Raw genomic sequence first — 16,219 nt, forward strand, 5'->3', positions numbered from 1 at the left:
AGGGAAGCCGTCGCACCGGACGAGTGTGCGGATGGATTCAGGTCCGACGTTGCCAGATCCGATTGAGCCACCGTGGACTCTTACCTAGAATGGTGCAAACCAACCCTGACCGTGAGGATGATGATGCACCACCTGGGCAAGGCGGCATTGGCCACACTGACTGCGGCAGTGGGCGCCGCGACCGTCGCGACGGCCGGCACGGGCGGGGCGCATGCCGCGCCGCGCTACACCGAGAACTTTCCGGTGCCGATCAGCGGCACCAGCACCACCGGGGCGAAGTGGCAGGGATTCCTGCTGAACCGGGAGCAGACGCGCCAGTTCCACAACGACGGCACCTGGACCATGCTCGGTTGGTGGGACCCGGCAGCGTACAACAGTGAGATGGCCAAGGCATTCAAGCCCGGTCGGGGCGCGGGATGCATTGTCGCGGTGACGCTGGTGCGCGGCACCGACGGTGTCCTGAGCCTGGCCGACGGGCCGAATTACATCCGCACCGAGGAGTTCGCCACCAAGCACCCCGACGCGCCGAACGCGCTGTACTGGAGCACCAAGAATTTCCGCTGCGCCTAGTTTTCGCTGGGTCTAGAGCGTCCGGTCGGTCAGCGCCGACCATTCGTCGAGGAGGCTGGAGTCCGTCTCGCGGATCACCGCGCCGAGCCGGTCGGTGACGGCCGACAGGTCGACGTTGTCGACCAGCTTCTGCGGCAGGCCGCTGCGCAGCGCGCGATAGCAGTCCGTCAGATAGCGGAGCACCACGCCCTCGCTGCGTGCGAGCCCGTGTTTGGCGATCAACTCGTTGAAGGTCATATCTGCTTCGAGCATCTCTCGAAGCACCGACTTGGGAGACGGCGGAGTCGACGACACCCACGGGTGGCCGCGCCGATAGATTGTGAATGCCTCGTCGACCAGGTCGCGCAGCGGTTGCGGCCAGGTGACCTCGTCCAGGCGGGCGATGCGCTCCTCATACTCCATTCCGGCGGCCTTGAACTCGGCCATCGCGCTGTCGCGGGCACCTTTGCGCTGGGCGATCAAGACCGGCCGCGGATCGTCGAGGGTGGCCTCGATCACCGAAACGACGTCGAGTACGTAGTCCGCCGACTGCTCATCGAGTAGATCGAAGGCGGCGAGGGCGAAGGCCGACAAGGGGTTGGTCAACGCGAAGTTCGCCGGTACGTCCACAGATAGGGCGATTGCCTTGCCGTGAGCATCAGGTTCGGCCAGCCGGGCAACGATGCCTGTGTCGAGTAGATCGCGGTACAGGGCGATGGTGTGCCGCATGTGCGACAACTGGCGGCCGCGCGGCTCGTGGCTGTCCTCGAGCAGGTGGCGGACGGCGGCGAAACAGTCGCCGGGGCGGGAGATGACCTCCATCAGCATGGCGGTCGTCATCTGGAAATGTGATCGCAGCGGCTCGTCTTCGGCCGTGGTCAGCGACTCAAACGTCTTCTCGCCCCACGATACGAAACCCTCCGGCGCACGTCGCCGGACGATCTTGCGCATCTTTTTCGGGTCGGTGCCCGCTTTGGCGACCGCCCGCGCGTTCTCGACGTCGTGGTCGGGTGCCTGTGCGACCACGTAGCCGACGGTGTCGAAGCCCGCCCGTCCGGCACGGCCGGCGATTTGGTGGAATTCACGCGCCCGCAGGCGCCGGACGCGGCGGCCGTCGTATTTGCTCAGTGAGGCGAACAACACGGTCCGGATGGGCACGTTGATCCCGACACCGAGGGTGTCGGTGCCTGCGACGACCCGCAGCAATCCCTGCTGTGCGAGCCGTTCGACGAGGCGACGGTAGCGGGGGAGCATTCCGGCGTGGTGCACGCCGATCCCGGACCGGAGCAGTTTCGAGAGGGTCTTGCCGAATCCGGTGCCGAATCGGAAGTCGCCGATCGCCTCGACGAGTGCCTCCTTGGTCGCCCGATCGGCGATCGACGCGCTCAGCAGGGCCTGGGCGCGTTCGACGGCGGCGGCCTGGGTGAAGTGGACCACGTAGACCGGAGCCCTTCCCTCGCCGATGAGTCCCTCGATCGTCTCGTGGACCGGGGTCAGGGTGTAGGCGAATTCGAGGGGGACCGGACGCACCGCATCGGTCACGGCAGCCACGTCGCGCCCGGTGCGACGCCGCAGGTCGTCGACGAAGAATCCGACCTCGCCGAGAGTCGCGGACATGAGCAGGAATTGGGTGCGGGGCAACTCGATCAGCGGGACTTGCCACGCCCACCCCCGGTCGGGATCGCCGTAGTAGTGGAATTCGTCGGCGACGAGCAGCCCGATCGTGGACTCGGCACCCTCGCGCAGCGCGATGTTGGCGACGACCTCGGCGGTCGCGCAGATGATCGGTGCATCAGGGTTGACCGACGCGTCACCGGTCGCCAGTCCGACTTGCGCTGCGCCGAAAACCTCGCACAACGCAAAGAACTTCTCGCTGACCAAGGCCTTGATGGGCGCGGTGTAGTAGACACGATCCCCGCGCGCCCGGGCGAACGCGATCGCACCCGTGGCGACGAGGGACTTACCCGATCCGGTCGGGGTCGCCAGGATCACGTGGCTGCCGGCGGCCAATTCGAGCAGGGCCTCGGCCTGGTGGGGATAGAGGGCCAGGTCGCCGGCGGCGGCCCATTCCTCGAACTCGTCGTAGCCCGTGGCCGGATCGGCACTGACCCGCAGCGCGGCGCGCTCCGGGTCAGCGCCGAGTGGTTCGCTCACGCCGGAGACGGACCATCGTTGTCCGCTCCGCCGTCTCCCGACTGGCGGGCCTGCTCGGCGAGGTAGCGCTGGAATTCATCGCCGATCTCGTCGGCACTGGGCAACGGCTCATCGGCGGCCAGCAGCGACGCCTGCTGCTCGGTGGCGGCGGTGTACGAATCGTACTGCGATTCAAGCGCCGCGACCACCGACGAGACCTCCTCGTTGTTCGCCAGCTCCTTGTCGACCTGGACGCGCAGCGAGTCGGCCGCATTGTCGAGCGCCGCGGTCGGTAGCTCGAGGCCGGTCAATGCCGACAGGCCGGACAGTAGCCGCGACGAGGCCGCCGGATAGGTCGACTGAGCGAGGTAGTGGGGGACGTGCACCGACAGGCCCGAGGTGCGGTAGCCGTGTTCGGACAGCCGCAGTTCGAGCATCATCGACGCGCTACCGGGCAACTTCATCGGCGATCCCCACCGTGGCATGTCGCCGAGGAATTCAACGTCACTGCCGTGCGCGGTGATCGTCGACGGCCGGGTGTGCGGCACCGCCATCGGAATGGCATTGAGGCCGACGACGTCGCTGACGCCGAACCGGTCGGACAGTCCGCGGACCGCGGCGCTGAACTGCTCCCAGCGCAGGTCTGGCTCGGCACCGGAGAGCAGTAGGAAGGGTTCGCCGGTGTTGTCACGGATCGCGTGCACCGTCAGCGACGGCATTTCGATGCCGGTGAACGCCTGCCCGGAGAAGTCCACGACGGGCCGCCGCGAGCGGTAGTCGATGAGTTCGTCGGGGTGGAAGGTGGCGACCAATTCGGAGTCGAGGCTGTCGCGCAGGTGGCTCGCGGCAAGTGCGACGGCGTTTCCGGCGTCGGCGAAGCCGTCGAGGGCGTGCACCAGTACAGGTCCGGCCCCGGTGCTCTTGGACACCGAGGGAGCCGGGAACTCCAGCTCGTACAGCGAGCTGTGCTCAGCGGGCTGGAAGGCCATTCATCCTCCATCAACAGGGATAGTCGATTGTCCCAGATTTGGGTCCGGGACTGCTAACGCGATCAACACCAGATGCTGGGCTGGAATTCCCAGACACCAGCTGGCACAGTAAAAGGTGTGATTGATGTGACAGCTGAGGTTCGGCGAACCGTCCGGGCGGCGTGCATCACCGGATTGGGGCTCGCCGCGGTCCTGGTGTCGGGGGCGTGCTCCGTCGCCGGTGATCCACACGACGCGCTGGTGGAACGCAGCGTGTCCGCCTCGGCGTTCCCGATCGAACCCGGCGCAGCAGTCACCCGGGTGGCCCCAGCGCAACTGCCGGCCATTGCCGGTGACATCTCCGGGATGCCGGTGGGGGCACAGATCGAGCCACCGGGCTGTGCGCCCCAGCCGATTTCGGCGCTGGCCACCGACACCGTCGTGCAGACCGGGTTCGGCGGGGCCGGTGCTCCCGGTGCGCCACCGCCGGCGTACACGACCGTCATCACCCGGACGACGGAGCCCCTCGGCGAGGTGATGGCCGCGGTGGCGCGCTGCGGTGACTACCGTCGCTCGTCGGCGTCCCCGGTGGTCGTGACCCAGCGCCTGCTGGACCAGGTGCCGCCGGTTCGCGGTGCCGCGGTCGCCGGCTATACCCGGACCGATGCCAGTCCGGGAGTCACACCGGTCACCACGACGTTGTTGCTCGCGCAGCGCGGCGATGTCCGCGTGTACGCGACGCGGCGGACGGTCGGGGACATCGATCCGACGGCTGCGGCCGACCCGGCACTGGTCACGCTGTTCCAGGCGGTCGCGGCGGTCGGTCTGAGGTGAGGCGGTGAGGGACGCGGCGGAACCGAATCGGTCTGGGCTGCGTCTCAGTTGGCATGACGAACATGATGCCGACCGTATCCCTGGACACCACGAGCCTGCTGACCGCGATCCCCGGTCTGCTCGGCTTCCTCCCTGAGCAATCGCTGGTGGTGGTTGCGTTCGACGCCGGCGCGTCGGTCGCGGTCACCGCCCGTCACGACCTGCTGCTCGACGCCGATGGCGAACCGACCGAGCAGATGCGCGCAACCATGGCAGACATCGGTCAGGTGTGCGAGCGGGCCGCCGTGCTGGCGACCGCCGTCGCCATTGCCGACGATCGCTTCGGCTTGGCCTCACCGGTCTACCGGCAGGTGTGTGCGGAGATGGACCGGGCCCTGGTGCGGGCCGGGGTGCCCGGTGGCGTCCGTGCGGGCTTCGTGCTCGAGCGGTTCGCCGCCGGAGCACCGTGGTACACCGCGTGGTGGGCGTTGGAAGGACTAGGGCCGGCCGGATGCGATCCGGCCGTCCCGCAGGCCATCGGACTCGACGACGGGGGGTTCGGCTGCGGCCTGCTCGGCGATCCGCAGGCGTCGCCGGTGGCGCTGGAGCGGTCGTTGCGGACTGGGCGGGTGGTCATGGCGAGCCGCAATGACGTGGCCGCCTCCCTGGCACCCATCGGGCACTGCACCGACGACGCGTGCGGCGGCCGTTCCCGGCGTGTCCGCCGAAGGGAGCCGGCGACCGGTGATGAGACCCTGTTGCGTGCGGCCGTGACGCTGTTGACCGGTGACCAGATGCCTGAGATGACCTGCGCCAATGTTGAACTGTTGAGCCGGGCCGTGGTCAGCCTCGGCGTGCGTGACGCGCTCCTGGCGCTGGGCGGCACCGAACACCGGTTCGTCGTGGAGGGGGTGTGGCGCGATCTGGTCCGCCGCACACGGGCAGAGACGAGGGCCAGTGCCGCGACGATGCTGGCCCACCTGTACTACCTGGGCGGTGAAGGGGCCTATGCCGGCGTCGCGCTTGATGCCGCACTTCTGGCCTGCCCGACGTGGCGCCTCGCCGTACTGCTGAACACCGCGCTGGTTGGCGGGGTCCACCCGACAATGCTGTGGGAGGTTCTCGCCGACTCGTACTCGGTTGCCGCCGGGTTGGGCGTGTCGCTTCCCCCGCTGTCGCGCAACCGGTATCCCTAGCCGGTCAGGCTCGTTCGACGAAGATCGAGTGCGCCATCTCCTCGGGCAGTTCGAGGCCCGCATGGCCGGGGGTGGTCACCACGAACGACCGGCCCGTTCGGGTCACGGTGACGCGCGCATTGGGCACGATGCCCACCTCGCGGAGCGTCACGATCAAGTCCTGGTCGGACTGGGCGTGCTCGGACAGGCGCCGGACGACCACCGGCTGCGGGTCGGAGCCCGACAATTCAGCGATGCGGACTGCATGGTCGTCGATCGGCTCGGAGCGTGCCCCGAGCAGTTCGAGTCCCGGAATCGGGTTCCCGTACGGGGAGGTGGTCGGATTGTCGAGGACCGCGAGAATACGCCGCTCGACGTTCTCGCTCATCACGTGCTCCCACCGGCATGCCTCGTCGTGCACCTCATCCCACGGAAGCCCGATGACGTCGACGAGGAGCCGTTCGGCAAGCCGGTGCTTGCGCATGACGGCGACCGCCAAGTCGCGCCCTTTTTCGGTGAGCTCCAGATGCCGATCACCGGCGACACGCACCAGTCCGTCGCGCTCCATGCGCGCAACGGTCTGCGAAACCGTCGGGCCACTCTGCTCCAACCGTTCGGCGATCCGCGCGCGCAGTGGCACAATGCCCTCTTCTTCGAGGTCGTAGATAGTGCGCAAATACATCTCGGTGGTGTCGACTAGGTCATTCACTGCAATCCCCGCGCCCTTTCATCCCCGCGCCAGTCATTCACGCCACAGTACCTTGAAACCCCAACCGCGCCGCGTTCAGACGCGCACGGGCTAGCCTGATCAATGTGCCGGAGACGACAACGGGAGCGGTGATTTGGAGCGACGGCTTCGAAGCATATCGGTGGGCCCGCGAACACCCGATGAACCCGGTGCGACTGGTCCTGACGATGAGTCTGGCGACGTCGCTCGGCGTCCTCGACGGCATCGATCCGCTGCCGCCCGTCGACATCGACGACACGGCGCTGACCGTCGTCCACACCCGGCAGTACATCGACGCCGTTCGTGAGGCGGGGCGACCCGAGGGCGGTCGGCACCGGGCGATCTACGAACAGCTATACGGCCTCGGCGACATGGACAACCCGATCTTTCCCGGGATGCACGAGGCGGCCCGAATGCTGGTGGGGGGATCCATCGCCGGTGCCCAGGCGATTGCGCGGGGCCAGGTGCGCCGCGCGGTCAATATTGGCGGCGGTATGCACCACGCGATGGCGGGGCGCGCGGCCGGCTTCTGTGTCTACAACGATTGCGCCATCGCGATCGACTGGTTGCTCGAGCACGGCTACGACCGCGTCGCCTATATCGACATCGATGCCCATCACGGCGACGGTGTGGAGCGGGCGTTCGCCGACGATCCGCGCGTCCTCACCGTCTCCCTGCATCAGCATCCGGCGACGCTGTGGCCCGGCACCGGATGGCCGACGGAGATCGGCGGGTCGGGTGCCGCCGGATCGGCCGCCAACATCGCCCTTATGCCCGGAATCGTCGATTCGCTGTGGCTCCGGGCTTTCCACGCGGTCGTACCGTCGCTGATCGGTGAGTTCAAGCCGCAGATCATCGTCAGCCAGTGTGGTGCGGACAGCCACGCGGCCGATCCGCTGACCGACTTGCAGCTGACTGTCGAGGGTCAGCGCGCGGCGATTCTGGCAATGCGTGACCTCGCCGACAAGTACTGCGAGGGCCGATGGCTCGCCGTCGGCGGCGGCGGGTACGGGGTTGTCAACGTGGTGCCGCGGATCTGGACGCACCTGATCGCGGCGGCGCTGGGACGGGAAGTCGATCCGGCCACGCGCATCGGCGACGAGTGGATGGCGCGCGCGCGCGACCTGGCCGCCACCGTCGACCCCGCATACGCCGCCGATCCGGTGGATCTCATGGGCGACGGCGGCATCGTCGACTACGCGCCGTGGGACGGTGACTCCGGGGCCGATCCGCCACCGGGCGTCGAAGAGCGCAGCTTCCGCCAGACCGACCGAACCATTCTCGCCACCCGGCGCGCCGTGTTCCCGCTCCACGGCCTGGACCCAGAGGACCCCCGTGACTGATCCCGCACCCGCCGTCGAGTCCACACCCGCCGAGGCCGGACCGGACGCCGAGGGCCGTGCGCGCTGGGAGTATCCGCGCGAATGGGCCGCCGACGTCCTGGCCTCCGACGGCGGTGTGGTGCACATCCGTCCGATCGTGCCCGACGACGCCGACGATGTCGTCGAGTTCCACTCACGGCTGTCCGAGCGCACTCGGTACATGCGCTACTTCGGACCGACGCCGACACTCCCGCCGCGCGAGGTGGCGCGCATGACCACCGTCGACTATCGCGATCGAGTGGCGCTGGTCGCGCTGCTCGGCGGGAAGATCATTGCGATCGGTGTCTACGAGGGACTCGCCGCCTCGGGCCGCCCAGAGTCGGCCGAGGTTGCGTTCGTCGTTGACGACGCGCATCAGGGCCGTGGGCTCGGACCCATCCTGCTCGAGCACCTCGCCGGCGCTGCCGCAGAGAACGGCTTCACCCGCTTTGAGGCGGAGGTCCTCGCCGAGAACACCACGATGGTGACCGTCTTCCGGGCGGCGGGCTACCAGTTGAGCCGCAGTTTCGACGGGGCCAACGTGCACGTCGAGTTCCTCATTGACCCGACCGAGGCGCTGCTGTCGGTTCGCAACGGTCGCGAGCGGGCGTCGGAGGCGCGCAGTATCGCCAATCTCCTGCGGCCGACATCGGTGGCGGTGATTGGGGCGTCGGCAGATCGGCGGAAAGTCGGCAACGTGCTCCTCGCCAACATCATCTCAGCCGGATTCACCGGACCGGTGTATCCGGTGAACGGACCCGGGCAACGGTCCGCCGACGGCGCGGACGACGACAATGCGCGCCGTGCCGACCGGACCGCGCGCGGTACGCGTCAGGATGCTGTACCTCCCTCGCGCACCCCGTCGGTGCTGGGAATCCGCGCCTATCCGACGGTGCGCGACATTCCCGACCCCGTCGACCTCGCGGTGGTGGCGGTGCCGGCCGCCGTCGTCGACGAGGTGCTCGACGACTGCCTGGCCAAGGGGGTGAAGACACTTCTCGTCGTCTCGTCGGGTTTCGCCGAATCCGGTGAGGCGGGGCAGGAGAGCCAGCGGCGGTTGGTCGCCGCCGTCCGCGAGCACGGGATGCGCCTGGTCGGACCCAACGCGCTCGGCGTCGTGAACAACGATCCCGACGTGTCGCTCAACGCGACGCTCGCACCGCTGATCCCCGCGCCCGGGCGGGTCGGATTCTTTTGTCAGTCGGGCACCCTGGGCATTACGATTCTCGATTCCGCCGCTCGGCGGCAGATCGGGTTGTCGACCTTTGTCTCGGCCGGCAACCGGGCAGACGTCTCGGGCAACGACGTGTTGCAGTATTGGGACACCGACGACTCCACCGATGTCGTATTGCTGTACTTGGAGAGCCTTGGCAACCCGCGGAAATTCTCGCGCATCGCGCGACGGGTGTCGCGGTCCAAGCCGATCGTCGCGGTAAACACCCCCGCGTTCGGGGATACCCGCATCGCGCAGATGGTGTACGAGCAGGCCGGCATCATCGGTGTGCCGACCATCTCCGAACTGTTCGACGTCAGCGCCCTGCTGGCGTATCAACCGTTGCCAGAGGGGCCGCGCACGGCGATCGTCGGGAACTCGTCGGCGCTCGGCGCGCTAGCCGCGTCGGTCGGCGCCGGGCTCGGTCTTGACGTGGTCGACAGTGTGGACGTCGGCCCCGGCGCCTCGGCGCAGGAGTTCAGCGCAGCGGTGGCGGCCGCCGCCGAAGATGAAGTATGCGATGCGGTCGTTGCGGTGTTCGTCCCGCCCGTCGCCGTGGCGACCGACGAGTTCACCGCGGCGCTGCTGGCCGCCACCGCGAACTCCGACAAGCCCGTCGTGTCAACCTTTCTGGGCAACGAGGGCATGCTGTCGGTGCCCGGTGGTGACGGCTCGCCGGCACGCGGTTCCATTCCCAGCTATCCCAGCCCTGAGCGCGCCGCGACGGCGCTGGCACACGCGTGGCACTACCGCGCTTGGCGGCGGCGCGCCGAGCCGACGACGACACGACCAGAGGGAATAGACCCAGTAACGGTGCGCGCTCAGATCCGCGAACTGCTCGCCGAGAACGACAACGAGACCGTCGCGCTGAGCCCAGTGGTGACCGCCGAACTGCTCGGGCAGTACGGGATAGGCATGGTCCCGTTCATCGAGGTCCGAACCATCCACGAGGCCTCGGCCGCGGCGCGCGAACTGGGCTTTCCGGTGGCGGTGAAGGCGACCTCCGCGCGGTGGCGCGGGCGTCCCGATCGCGAGGGCACGCGACTCGACCTGCCCGATGCGACGTCGGTGGTCACCGCGTTCGCGGAGCTGTCCGAACTGACCGGCGACGAGGTGCTACATGTGCAGCGGATGGCACCAAAAGGGGTGGCTACCATGATCCGCGCCTCGACCCACCCGCGGTTTGGCGCATTGATCGCCTTCGGTCTCGCCGGGAATACGTTCGAGTTGCTTGAAGACGCCGCCTACCGCGCGTTACCGCTGACCGATGTCGACGCCCGCGAGTTGGTCGTGGCACCACGGTCAGCGGCGCTTTTGACCGGCTACCAGGGCCAGCGGTCCGCAGACATCGAGGCGTTGGCCGATTTGCTCATGCGCGTTTCATTCCTGGTCGAAGACATTCCCGAGGTTCGCGCGGTCGTGCTCGACCAGATCCTCGCCACCAGCGACCATGCCTCGGTTCTCAATGCGCAGATCACGATTGGCCCGGTGTCCAAAGGGATGGACACCGGGCCGCGGCGATTGGGAGATTGACGGTGCGGCAGCGACCGATCAGACCGCGTAAGCGCGCAGGCGGTCGGCTCGATCGCCCGCGCGCAGCTTGACCATCACCTCACGCTCGATCTGACGGACCCGTTCGCGGGACAGGCCGAAGGCCCGCCCGATCTGGTCGAGTGTGCGCGGCTGCCCGTCGTCGAGTCCATAGCGCATCCGGATCACGTGCTGTTCCCGTTCATCGAGGGTGCCGAGAACGCTACGGATGTCGGAGTGCAGCAGACCGGCGATGACGACGTTCTCGGCCGACGTGGCCTCGGTGTCCTCGATGAAGTCGCCGAGCGGCGCCTCCTCGTCGGTGCCGACCGGCATGTCCAGGCTCACCGGGTCGCGGCTGTGGTCGAGCAGGTCGGCGATCTTCTCCGCCGGGATGCCCGATTCAGCGGCCAACTCATCGTCAGTGGCCTCGCGACCGAGCTGTTGATGCAGTTCACGCTTGATCCGGGCCAGCTTGTTGACCTGCTCGACGAGATGCACGGGCAAGCGGATCGTGCGGCTCTGGTCGGCCATCCCGCGGGTGATGGCCTGACGGATCCACCACGTCGCGTAGGTCGAGAACTTGAAACCCTTGGCGTAGTCGAACTTCTCCATCGCACGGATCAGGCCGAGGTTGCCCTCCTGGATCAGGTCCAGCAAGGGCATCCCACGGCCGGTGTAGCGCTTTGCGAGGGACACCACCAGACGAAGATTTGCCTCGAGGAGATGCGCGCGGGCCTGCTGGCCCTCGCGCGCGATCTCGGTGAGGTCGCGCTTGCGCACCGGGCTAAGCCTCTTGCGGATCGTCAGCAAGTGTTGGGCGTACAGTCCGGCCTCGATCTGCTTGGACAGCTCGACTTCCTGTTCGGCGTTGAGGAGGGCGGTCCGGCCGATGCCGTTGAGATACACGCGGACCAGGTCAGCCGACGGTGATTGGGCATCGAGTTCGGCTTCGGTCGGAGCCGGGCGAACTGCGGACGTGGTCGACATGTGGCCTCCTAAAGGTGGATGTGCATACACCTTTCCCAACGCCCACCATCGTCTGAATAGTTCCCGGCATCACACCTGTGCGCCTGAGAAGTCGCTGAGTGGTGCATTCGGGGCCGACCGTCAGATTTGGTTCTCGTCAGTGACTAGGGCGAGGACTCATCGGGTAACCCGCGCGCGGGGGCCGCCGGGGGATCGGCCAGCTCGGAGTCGATGACCGTGGTCGGCCCTGCCAGCGTGGGGGTTTCGTGTACGGGATGGCCGTAGTGATACTCCGCGACTTCGCCGCGCTTGCGTGCCGGACGATCATTGGCGACGAGCACGGCGACCCACGGCAACGGGATCGAGGCCGCCACCACTGCCAGGGCGAGCAGGCCATTGTGGGTCGCACCGTAGATGATGCAGGCGAGGATCAGTGCCGGGACGCGGAACGCCATCAAGATCAGGTACCGCCGCACGCGCGCACGGTGCTGTTCTTCCGGACTGTTTTCGGCCCGGGTGATGAGGAACGCCTCCTCGGCGGAGTGTGCGCGCATACCTCCACTGTCCCACTCCGACGCGCGCGGCGCACCCTCGGGTCCGGTTGGCTATCCCGGGCGGAGGCGTCACAATGGGTCCATGGCTACTGAGACCATTGAGCGGCCCGACGTCGACGAGCGGACCGAAGACAGCACCGACATTCCCAAGGTCTTTCACTATGTGAAGAAGGACAAGATCGCCGAGAGTGCGGTGCTGGGCAACCATGTCGTTGCGCTTTGTGGCGAGGTCTTCCCAGTCACCGCCGTACCCAAGCCGGGTTCGCCGGTGTGCGAGAAGTGCAAGAAGATCTACAACAAGATGCGCCAGAGCTGAATGCGCCCCGATTCAATCGGGTGCCGACTCGGTCGGCGCCCCACCGCGTCCTCGGTGTGAGATCGGCCCGGTCCCGAACTTGGCCGGCAGTGCCTTGATGCCCTCGGTGATCTCGGCGCGCTGTTCGTCGAGCCAGTAGCGGGCCCGAACGCCGCGTGACGGCGATGATGGCCACATCGACTCGATGGTGGCGTTGAGTTCGGCACCCAGCACCATCGCGAAGCCGAGAAAGAACGCGAAGAGCAGGAACGCGATCGGCGTGGCCAACGCGCCATAGGTGTATCCGCTGCGTGTGATCACGGTCAGGTAGAGGCGCAGACCGAAGGTCGCGATCCAGAACACCGTCGCCGCCGTCAGTGCGCCCGGCAACAGTCGATGCCACGGCAGCGGGTGCCGCAACGACAGGTGGTAGAGGGTGGTGAGTGCCACGATGAGCACAGCGCCGACGAATGGGAAGTAGCCGATGTCGATGGCGGTGGTCACCGCTGGACTCCACGACGGTGGCACCATCCGGCGCAGCAGGCTCGGCCCGATCGCGACCAGCGGCAGAACGATGACCGCGACGGCGAGGAAGATCACGTAGATGAGTAGCGCGAAGATGCGCTGCCACACGGGGTTGCGCACATCCTGCTGGTGATGAGCGGTGGTGATGGCGGCGACGTAGCACGACATTGCCGATGACCCGGCCCACAACGAGAGCACGAAGCTCATCGATGTCAGCCCTGCCTGGCCCCGGCTCAGCATGCTGTCGAGCGTCGGCGCGACCAAATCGTTGACGACGTCGGCAGTGAAGGTGCGCTCGGCCAGGTCGAGGATGCGGTCGTGGATGATCGTCGAGAGGTCGGGATTCAACCAGCCGAGGAAGTAGCCGATGCTGCCGAGCAAACCCAGAAACAGCGGTGCGAACGAGAGTGCCTGCCAGAACGCGGCTTGTGCCGACCAGCCGATGATGCCGTGGTCCCACGAGGCGACGATGGTCCGCCAGACCAGCACCGGCAGGCGGCGCCATCCGGCGCGATCGGCCTCGTCCGCTACCGTACGGCTGACATCGCCGGCCGCGTCATCGGGCGGTGCGACACCGTCGTCGGCCATGACGTGGACCACCTTTCCGAGTTCCCGGCGTGGAGGCGTGGGCGACGCGCCGCCCAGGAGGGACGCTAGTAGACTCAGACAGGAAGTCCGGCCGCTAGAGGAGTGTATTCGCGAGTGACGTCTGATGCTGTATCAGCCATGCCGTTGCGCGCCTGGCAACGTCGAGCTCTCACCAAGTATCTGACCGAAAAGCCGCGCGATTTTCTTGCCGTGGCCACTCCGGGTGCGGGGAAGACGGCGTTCGGGTTGCGGATCGCCGCCGAGCTCCTCGCCGATCGGTCGGTCGAAGCGGTCACCGTCGTCGCACCCACGGAGCATCTCAAACACCAGTGGGCCCAGGCGGCCGCTCGCGTGGGCATCGCCCTAGACTCGAACTTCGCCAACTCGACGGGGGCGACCAGTTCCGATTTCGACGGCGTCGTCGTCACGTACGCCCAGGTCGCCTCCCATCCGTCGCGCCATCGGGTGCGTACCGAGAACCGGCGAACGCTCGTCATCCTCGACGAGGTGCACCATGCCGGCGATGCGAAGTCCTGGGGTGATGGAATCCAGGAGGCATTTTCCGATGCCACCCGCCGGCTCGCGCTCACCGGCACACCATTTCGCTCCGACGACGCGCCGATCCCGTTCGTCGTCTACGAACCCGAACCTGGCGGTGGTGCGCGGTCCAAAGCCGACCACACGTACGGGTACTCCGATGCCCTCGCCGACGGGGTGGTCCGGCCGGTCGTCTTCATGGCCTACTCCGGACAGGCGAGTTGGCGGACGAGTGCCGGCGAAGAGTACACCGCGCGACTGGGCGAGCCGTTGTCGGCCGAGCAGACGGCGCGGGCCTGGCGCACGGCTCTCGATCCGCATGGCGACTGGATTCCGGCGGTCCTGCGTGCCGCGCACACCCGGCTGACGCAGCTGCGCACCTCAGGCGTGCAGGATGCCGGCGGCCTGGTGATCGCCACCGATCAAGCCGTGGCGCGCGACTACGCCGAACTCCTCACTGAGATTTCCGGTACGAAGGTCACGCTCGTGCTGTCCGACGACCCGGGCTCCTCGGCGCGGATCGCCCAGTTCGCCGATTCCGGCGACCAGTGGATGGTGGCGGTGCGCATGGTGTCCGAGGGTGTTGATGTGCCGCGGCTCGCGGTCGGCGTATACGCGACGAGCGCGGCGACCCCGCTTTACTTTGCCCAGGCCATCGGGCGTTTCGTGCGATCACGCCGCCCGGGGGAGACCGCGAGCGTCTTCCTGCCGTCGGTGCCGGTCCTACTGAATCTGGCCAGTGCGCTCGAGGTGGAGCGCGACCACGTGCTGGGCAAACCCCACCGGGAGGAGGGGTTCGACGACGCGGCGCTCGAGCAGGCCAATGCGACCCCCGACGAGGACGGTGACGACGAGCCCGCGTTTCAATCGCTGCACGCCGACGCCGAACTGGACCAGGTCATCTTTGACGGTTCATCGTTCGGCACCGCGACGTACGCCGGCAGCGAGGAGGAGTCGGACTATCTCGGATTGCCGGGCCTGCTCGACGCCGACCAGGTCCGGGAGCTGCTTGCGCGGCGCCAGAGCGAGCAGTTGACGAGGCGGGCGGCCGCGCCGGCCACCAATCCTCGCGAGGGCGCCGCGGAGAGCCGGAGCGGTGCCGCGGCCCTGCAGTCGCTGCGCAAAGAACTCAACTCGCTGGTCGCACTGCACCACCACCGCACCGGCAAAGCACATGGCATCGTGCATCGCGAACTGCGGGCACGCCTCGGCGGGCCGCCGACTGCGATGGCCTCGGCCGAACAACTCACCGAGCGCATTCAGGCGCTGCGGCAGTGGCGCTGAGCAGCGGGCGAGAATGCGACGCGAAGGGCGAAGGGCGAAACAGCGGTACCGCGAGTCGTCGGACTCGCGGTACCGCTGTCTCGTCGTATCGTCTCGCCCCCGGCGAGGCCGGCTCAGACCAATTCGGCGGTCGGCTCGCTGATCGTCGCACCGAGCTTGACCAGGCCGGCTTCGTGCTCGGTGAAGTGGTGGCGGCAGAAGTGCAACTCACTCCCGGAGGGGAGCACAGCAATCACCTTCGCGGCTGCACTGCACCGGTCGCACCGATTGGCGGCGGTCAGCGTGGTGGTAGCACTCGTGGCACTCGTAGCGGTGGTGGTCATGGTTCCTCCGTCCCGGGCGAACTATCGTCCCTCATGAGCGTAGGCGAGGAATTCCGCCTGCTCACACTCTGTCAGACGTTCGGCGCGTCCGAATTGTTCCCAACCCCGGTGTGTCGGATCCCACCGGAGCCGATCTGCCGCGGCGCGGGCCCCACTCAGTCCAGGTAGTCGCGCAGAACCTGGGACCGGGACGGGTGGCGCAGCTTGCTCATCGTCTTGGACTCGATCTGGCGGATGCGTTCCCGGGTCACCCCGTAGACCTGGCCGATCTCATCGAGGGTTCGCGGCTGACCGTCGGTCAGGCCGAAGCGCAGGCGGACGACACCGGCCTCGCGCTCAGAGAGCGTCTCCAGCACAGATTGCAGTTGGTCCTGCAGCAGGGTGAAGCTCACCGCATCGACGGCGACGATGGCCTCGGAATCCTCGATGAAGTCGCCGAGTTGGCTGTCGCCCTCGTCGCCGATCGTCTGGTCCAGTGAGATCGGCTCGCGCGCATACTGCTGGATCTCAAGCACCTTCTCCGGGGTGATGTCCATCTCGCGGGCAAGTTCCTCGGGCGTCGGCTCCCGGCCGAGGTCTTGGAGCAACTCCCGCTGGATGCGGCCGAGCTTGTTGATGACCTCGACCATGTGCACCGGAATACGGATGGTGCGGGCCTGGTCGGCCATGGCGCGG

At 67.5% G+C, this 16,219-nt stretch carries 15 protein-coding genes; 7 read left to right on the plus strand and 8 right to left on the minus strand.

Annotated features, from left to right (window positions below; translation table 11 throughout):
- Positions 1–120 precede the first annotated feature (120 nt).
- Positions 121–570 carry a hypothetical protein gene (locus tag B4M62_RS06475; protein WP_290706161.1) on the plus strand — a complete coding sequence of 150 codons (450 nt, stop codon included), beginning with the start codon at positions 121–123 and terminating at the stop codon, positions 568–570.
- 12 nt (positions 571–582) lie between these two features.
- Here B4M62_RS06475 and B4M62_RS06480 read toward each other — a convergent pair whose 3' ends face one another.
- The gene (locus tag B4M62_RS06480) at positions 583–2,664 is read right to left on the minus strand and encodes a DEAD/DEAH box helicase (RefSeq protein WP_414651800.1); all 2,082 of its coding nucleotides are present in this window, start codon (positions 2,662–2,664) and stop codon (positions 583–585) included.
- 35 nt (positions 2,665–2,699) lie between these two features.
- The gene (locus B4M62_RS06485; RefSeq protein WP_290706163.1) at positions 2,700–3,671 is read right to left on the minus strand and encodes a proteasome assembly chaperone family protein; all 972 of its coding nucleotides are present in this window, start codon (positions 3,669–3,671) and stop codon (positions 2,700–2,702) included.
- A gap of 117 nt (positions 3,672–3,788) precedes the next feature.
- Here B4M62_RS06485 and B4M62_RS06490 point away from each other — a divergent pair, with 117 nt between their 5' ends.
- Positions 3,789–4,484 (plus strand): hypothetical protein, encoded by a 696-nt coding sequence (locus B4M62_RS06490; protein WP_290706164.1) that lies wholly within the window; start codon positions 3,789–3,791, stop codon positions 4,482–4,484.
- 62 nt (positions 4,485–4,546) lie between these two features.
- Positions 4,547–5,659 (plus strand): DUF4192 domain-containing protein, encoded by a 1,113-nt coding sequence (locus tag B4M62_RS06495; RefSeq protein WP_290706165.1) that lies wholly within the window; start codon positions 4,547–4,549, stop codon positions 5,657–5,659.
- A 4-nt stretch (positions 5,660–5,663) separates the two neighbouring features.
- Here B4M62_RS06495 and B4M62_RS06500 read toward each other — a convergent pair whose 3' ends face one another.
- Positions 5,664–6,347, minus strand: a complete 684-nt coding sequence (locus B4M62_RS06500; protein ID WP_290706166.1) for a metal-dependent transcriptional regulator — start codon at positions 6,345–6,347, stop codon at positions 5,664–5,666.
- A 104-nt stretch (positions 6,348–6,451) separates the two neighbouring features.
- Between B4M62_RS06500 and B4M62_RS06505 the strand changes: the two genes are divergently transcribed.
- Both B4M62_RS06505 and B4M62_RS06510 read left to right on the plus strand, forming a co-directional pair.
- Positions 6,452–7,708, plus strand: a complete 1,257-nt coding sequence (locus B4M62_RS06505) for an acetoin utilization protein AcuC (protein WP_290706167.1) — start codon at positions 6,452–6,454, stop codon at positions 7,706–7,708.
- Positions 7,701–10,472: a GNAT family N-acetyltransferase gene (locus tag B4M62_RS06510; protein WP_290706168.1), complete on the plus strand. Its 2,772-nt coding sequence runs from the start codon at positions 7,701–7,703 to the stop codon at positions 10,470–10,472. Before B4M62_RS06505 ends, B4M62_RS06510 begins: the two co-directional genes overlap by 8 nt.
- An 18-nt stretch (positions 10,473–10,490) precedes the next feature.
- Here the strand turns inward: B4M62_RS06510 and B4M62_RS06515 are convergent, their stop codons facing one another.
- Both B4M62_RS06515 and B4M62_RS06520 read right to left on the minus strand, forming a co-directional pair.
- Complete coding sequence (locus B4M62_RS06515; protein WP_290706169.1) at positions 10,491–11,459, minus strand: sigma-70 family RNA polymerase sigma factor; 969 nt, start codon at positions 11,457–11,459, stop codon at positions 10,491–10,493.
- A gap of 143 nt (positions 11,460–11,602) precedes the next feature.
- Positions 11,603–11,992: a DUF3099 domain-containing protein gene (locus B4M62_RS06520; protein WP_290706170.1), complete on the minus strand. Its 390-nt coding sequence runs from the start codon at positions 11,990–11,992 to the stop codon at positions 11,603–11,605.
- Positions 11,993–12,074: 82 nt separating this feature from the next.
- Here B4M62_RS06520 and B4M62_RS06525 point away from each other — a divergent pair, with 82 nt between their 5' ends.
- The gene (locus B4M62_RS06525) at positions 12,075–12,308 is read left to right on the plus strand and encodes a DUF3039 domain-containing protein (RefSeq protein WP_290706171.1); all 234 of its coding nucleotides are present in this window, start codon (positions 12,075–12,077) and stop codon (positions 12,306–12,308) included.
- Positions 12,309–12,320: 12 nt separating this feature from the next.
- On the opposite strand, the gene B4M62_RS06530 is transcribed toward B4M62_RS06525, so the two are convergent.
- Positions 12,321–13,400 (minus strand): YihY/virulence factor BrkB family protein, encoded by a 1,080-nt coding sequence (locus B4M62_RS06530; RefSeq protein WP_290706172.1) that lies wholly within the window; start codon positions 13,398–13,400, stop codon positions 12,321–12,323.
- 138 nt (positions 13,401–13,538) lie between these two features.
- Between B4M62_RS06530 and B4M62_RS06535 the strand changes: the two genes are divergently transcribed.
- The gene (locus B4M62_RS06535) at positions 13,539–15,221 is read left to right on the plus strand and encodes a DEAD/DEAH box helicase (RefSeq protein ID WP_290706193.1); all 1,683 of its coding nucleotides are present in this window, start codon (positions 13,539–13,541) and stop codon (positions 15,219–15,221) included.
- Between the two features lie 113 nt (positions 15,222–15,334).
- On the opposite strand, the gene B4M62_RS06540 is transcribed toward B4M62_RS06535, so the two are convergent.
- Both B4M62_RS06540 and B4M62_RS06545 read right to left on the minus strand, forming a co-directional pair.
- Positions 15,335–15,544 carry a DUF7455 domain-containing protein gene (locus tag B4M62_RS06540; protein WP_290706173.1) on the minus strand — a complete coding sequence of 70 codons (210 nt, stop codon included), beginning with the start codon at positions 15,542–15,544 and terminating at the stop codon, positions 15,335–15,337.
- A gap of 155 nt (positions 15,545–15,699) precedes the next feature.
- Positions 15,700–16,219, minus strand: a 520-nt coding sequence (locus B4M62_RS06545) for a sigma-70 domain-containing protein (protein WP_290706174.1), incomplete at its 5' end; no start/stop codon positions are given.

This window comes from Gordonia sp. UBA5067 (genome assembly GCF_002414845.1).
In the GTDB taxonomy this organism is placed as follows: domain Bacteria; phylum Actinomycetota; class Actinomycetes; order Mycobacteriales; family Mycobacteriaceae; genus Gordonia; species Gordonia defluvii.

Bases quoted from the DNA above. Each gene is read 5' to 3' on its own strand.
- B4M62_RS06485 (WP_290706163.1), bottom strand. From the start codon at position 3,671: ATGGCCTTCCAGCCCGCTGAGCACAGCTCGCTGTACGAGCTGGAGTTC.
- B4M62_RS06520 (WP_290706170.1), bottom strand. From the start codon at position 11,992: ATGCGCGCACACTCCGCCGAGGAGGCGTTCCTCATCACCCGGGCCGAA.
- B4M62_RS06535 (WP_290706193.1), top strand. From the start codon at position 13,539: ATGCCGTTGCGCGCCTGGCAACGTCGAGCTCTCACCAAGTATCTGACC.
- B4M62_RS06495 (WP_290706165.1), top strand. From the start codon at position 4,547: ATGATGCCGACCGTATCCCTGGACACCACGAGCCTGCTGACCGCGATC.
- B4M62_RS06530 (WP_290706172.1), bottom strand. From the start codon at position 13,400: ATGGCCGACGACGGTGTCGCACCGCCCGATGACGCGGCCGGCGATGTC.
- B4M62_RS06475 (WP_290706161.1), top strand. From the start codon at position 121: ATGATGCACCACCTGGGCAAGGCGGCATTGGCCACACTGACTGCGGCA.
- B4M62_RS06540 (WP_290706173.1), bottom strand. From the start codon at position 15,544: ATGACCACCACCGCTACGAGTGCCACGAGTGCTACCACCACGCTGACC.
- B4M62_RS06515 (WP_290706169.1), bottom strand. From the start codon at position 11,459: ATGTCGACCACGTCCGCAGTTCGCCCGGCTCCGACCGAAGCCGAACTC.
- B4M62_RS06525 (WP_290706171.1), top strand. From the start codon at position 12,075: ATGGCTACTGAGACCATTGAGCGGCCCGACGTCGACGAGCGGACCGAA.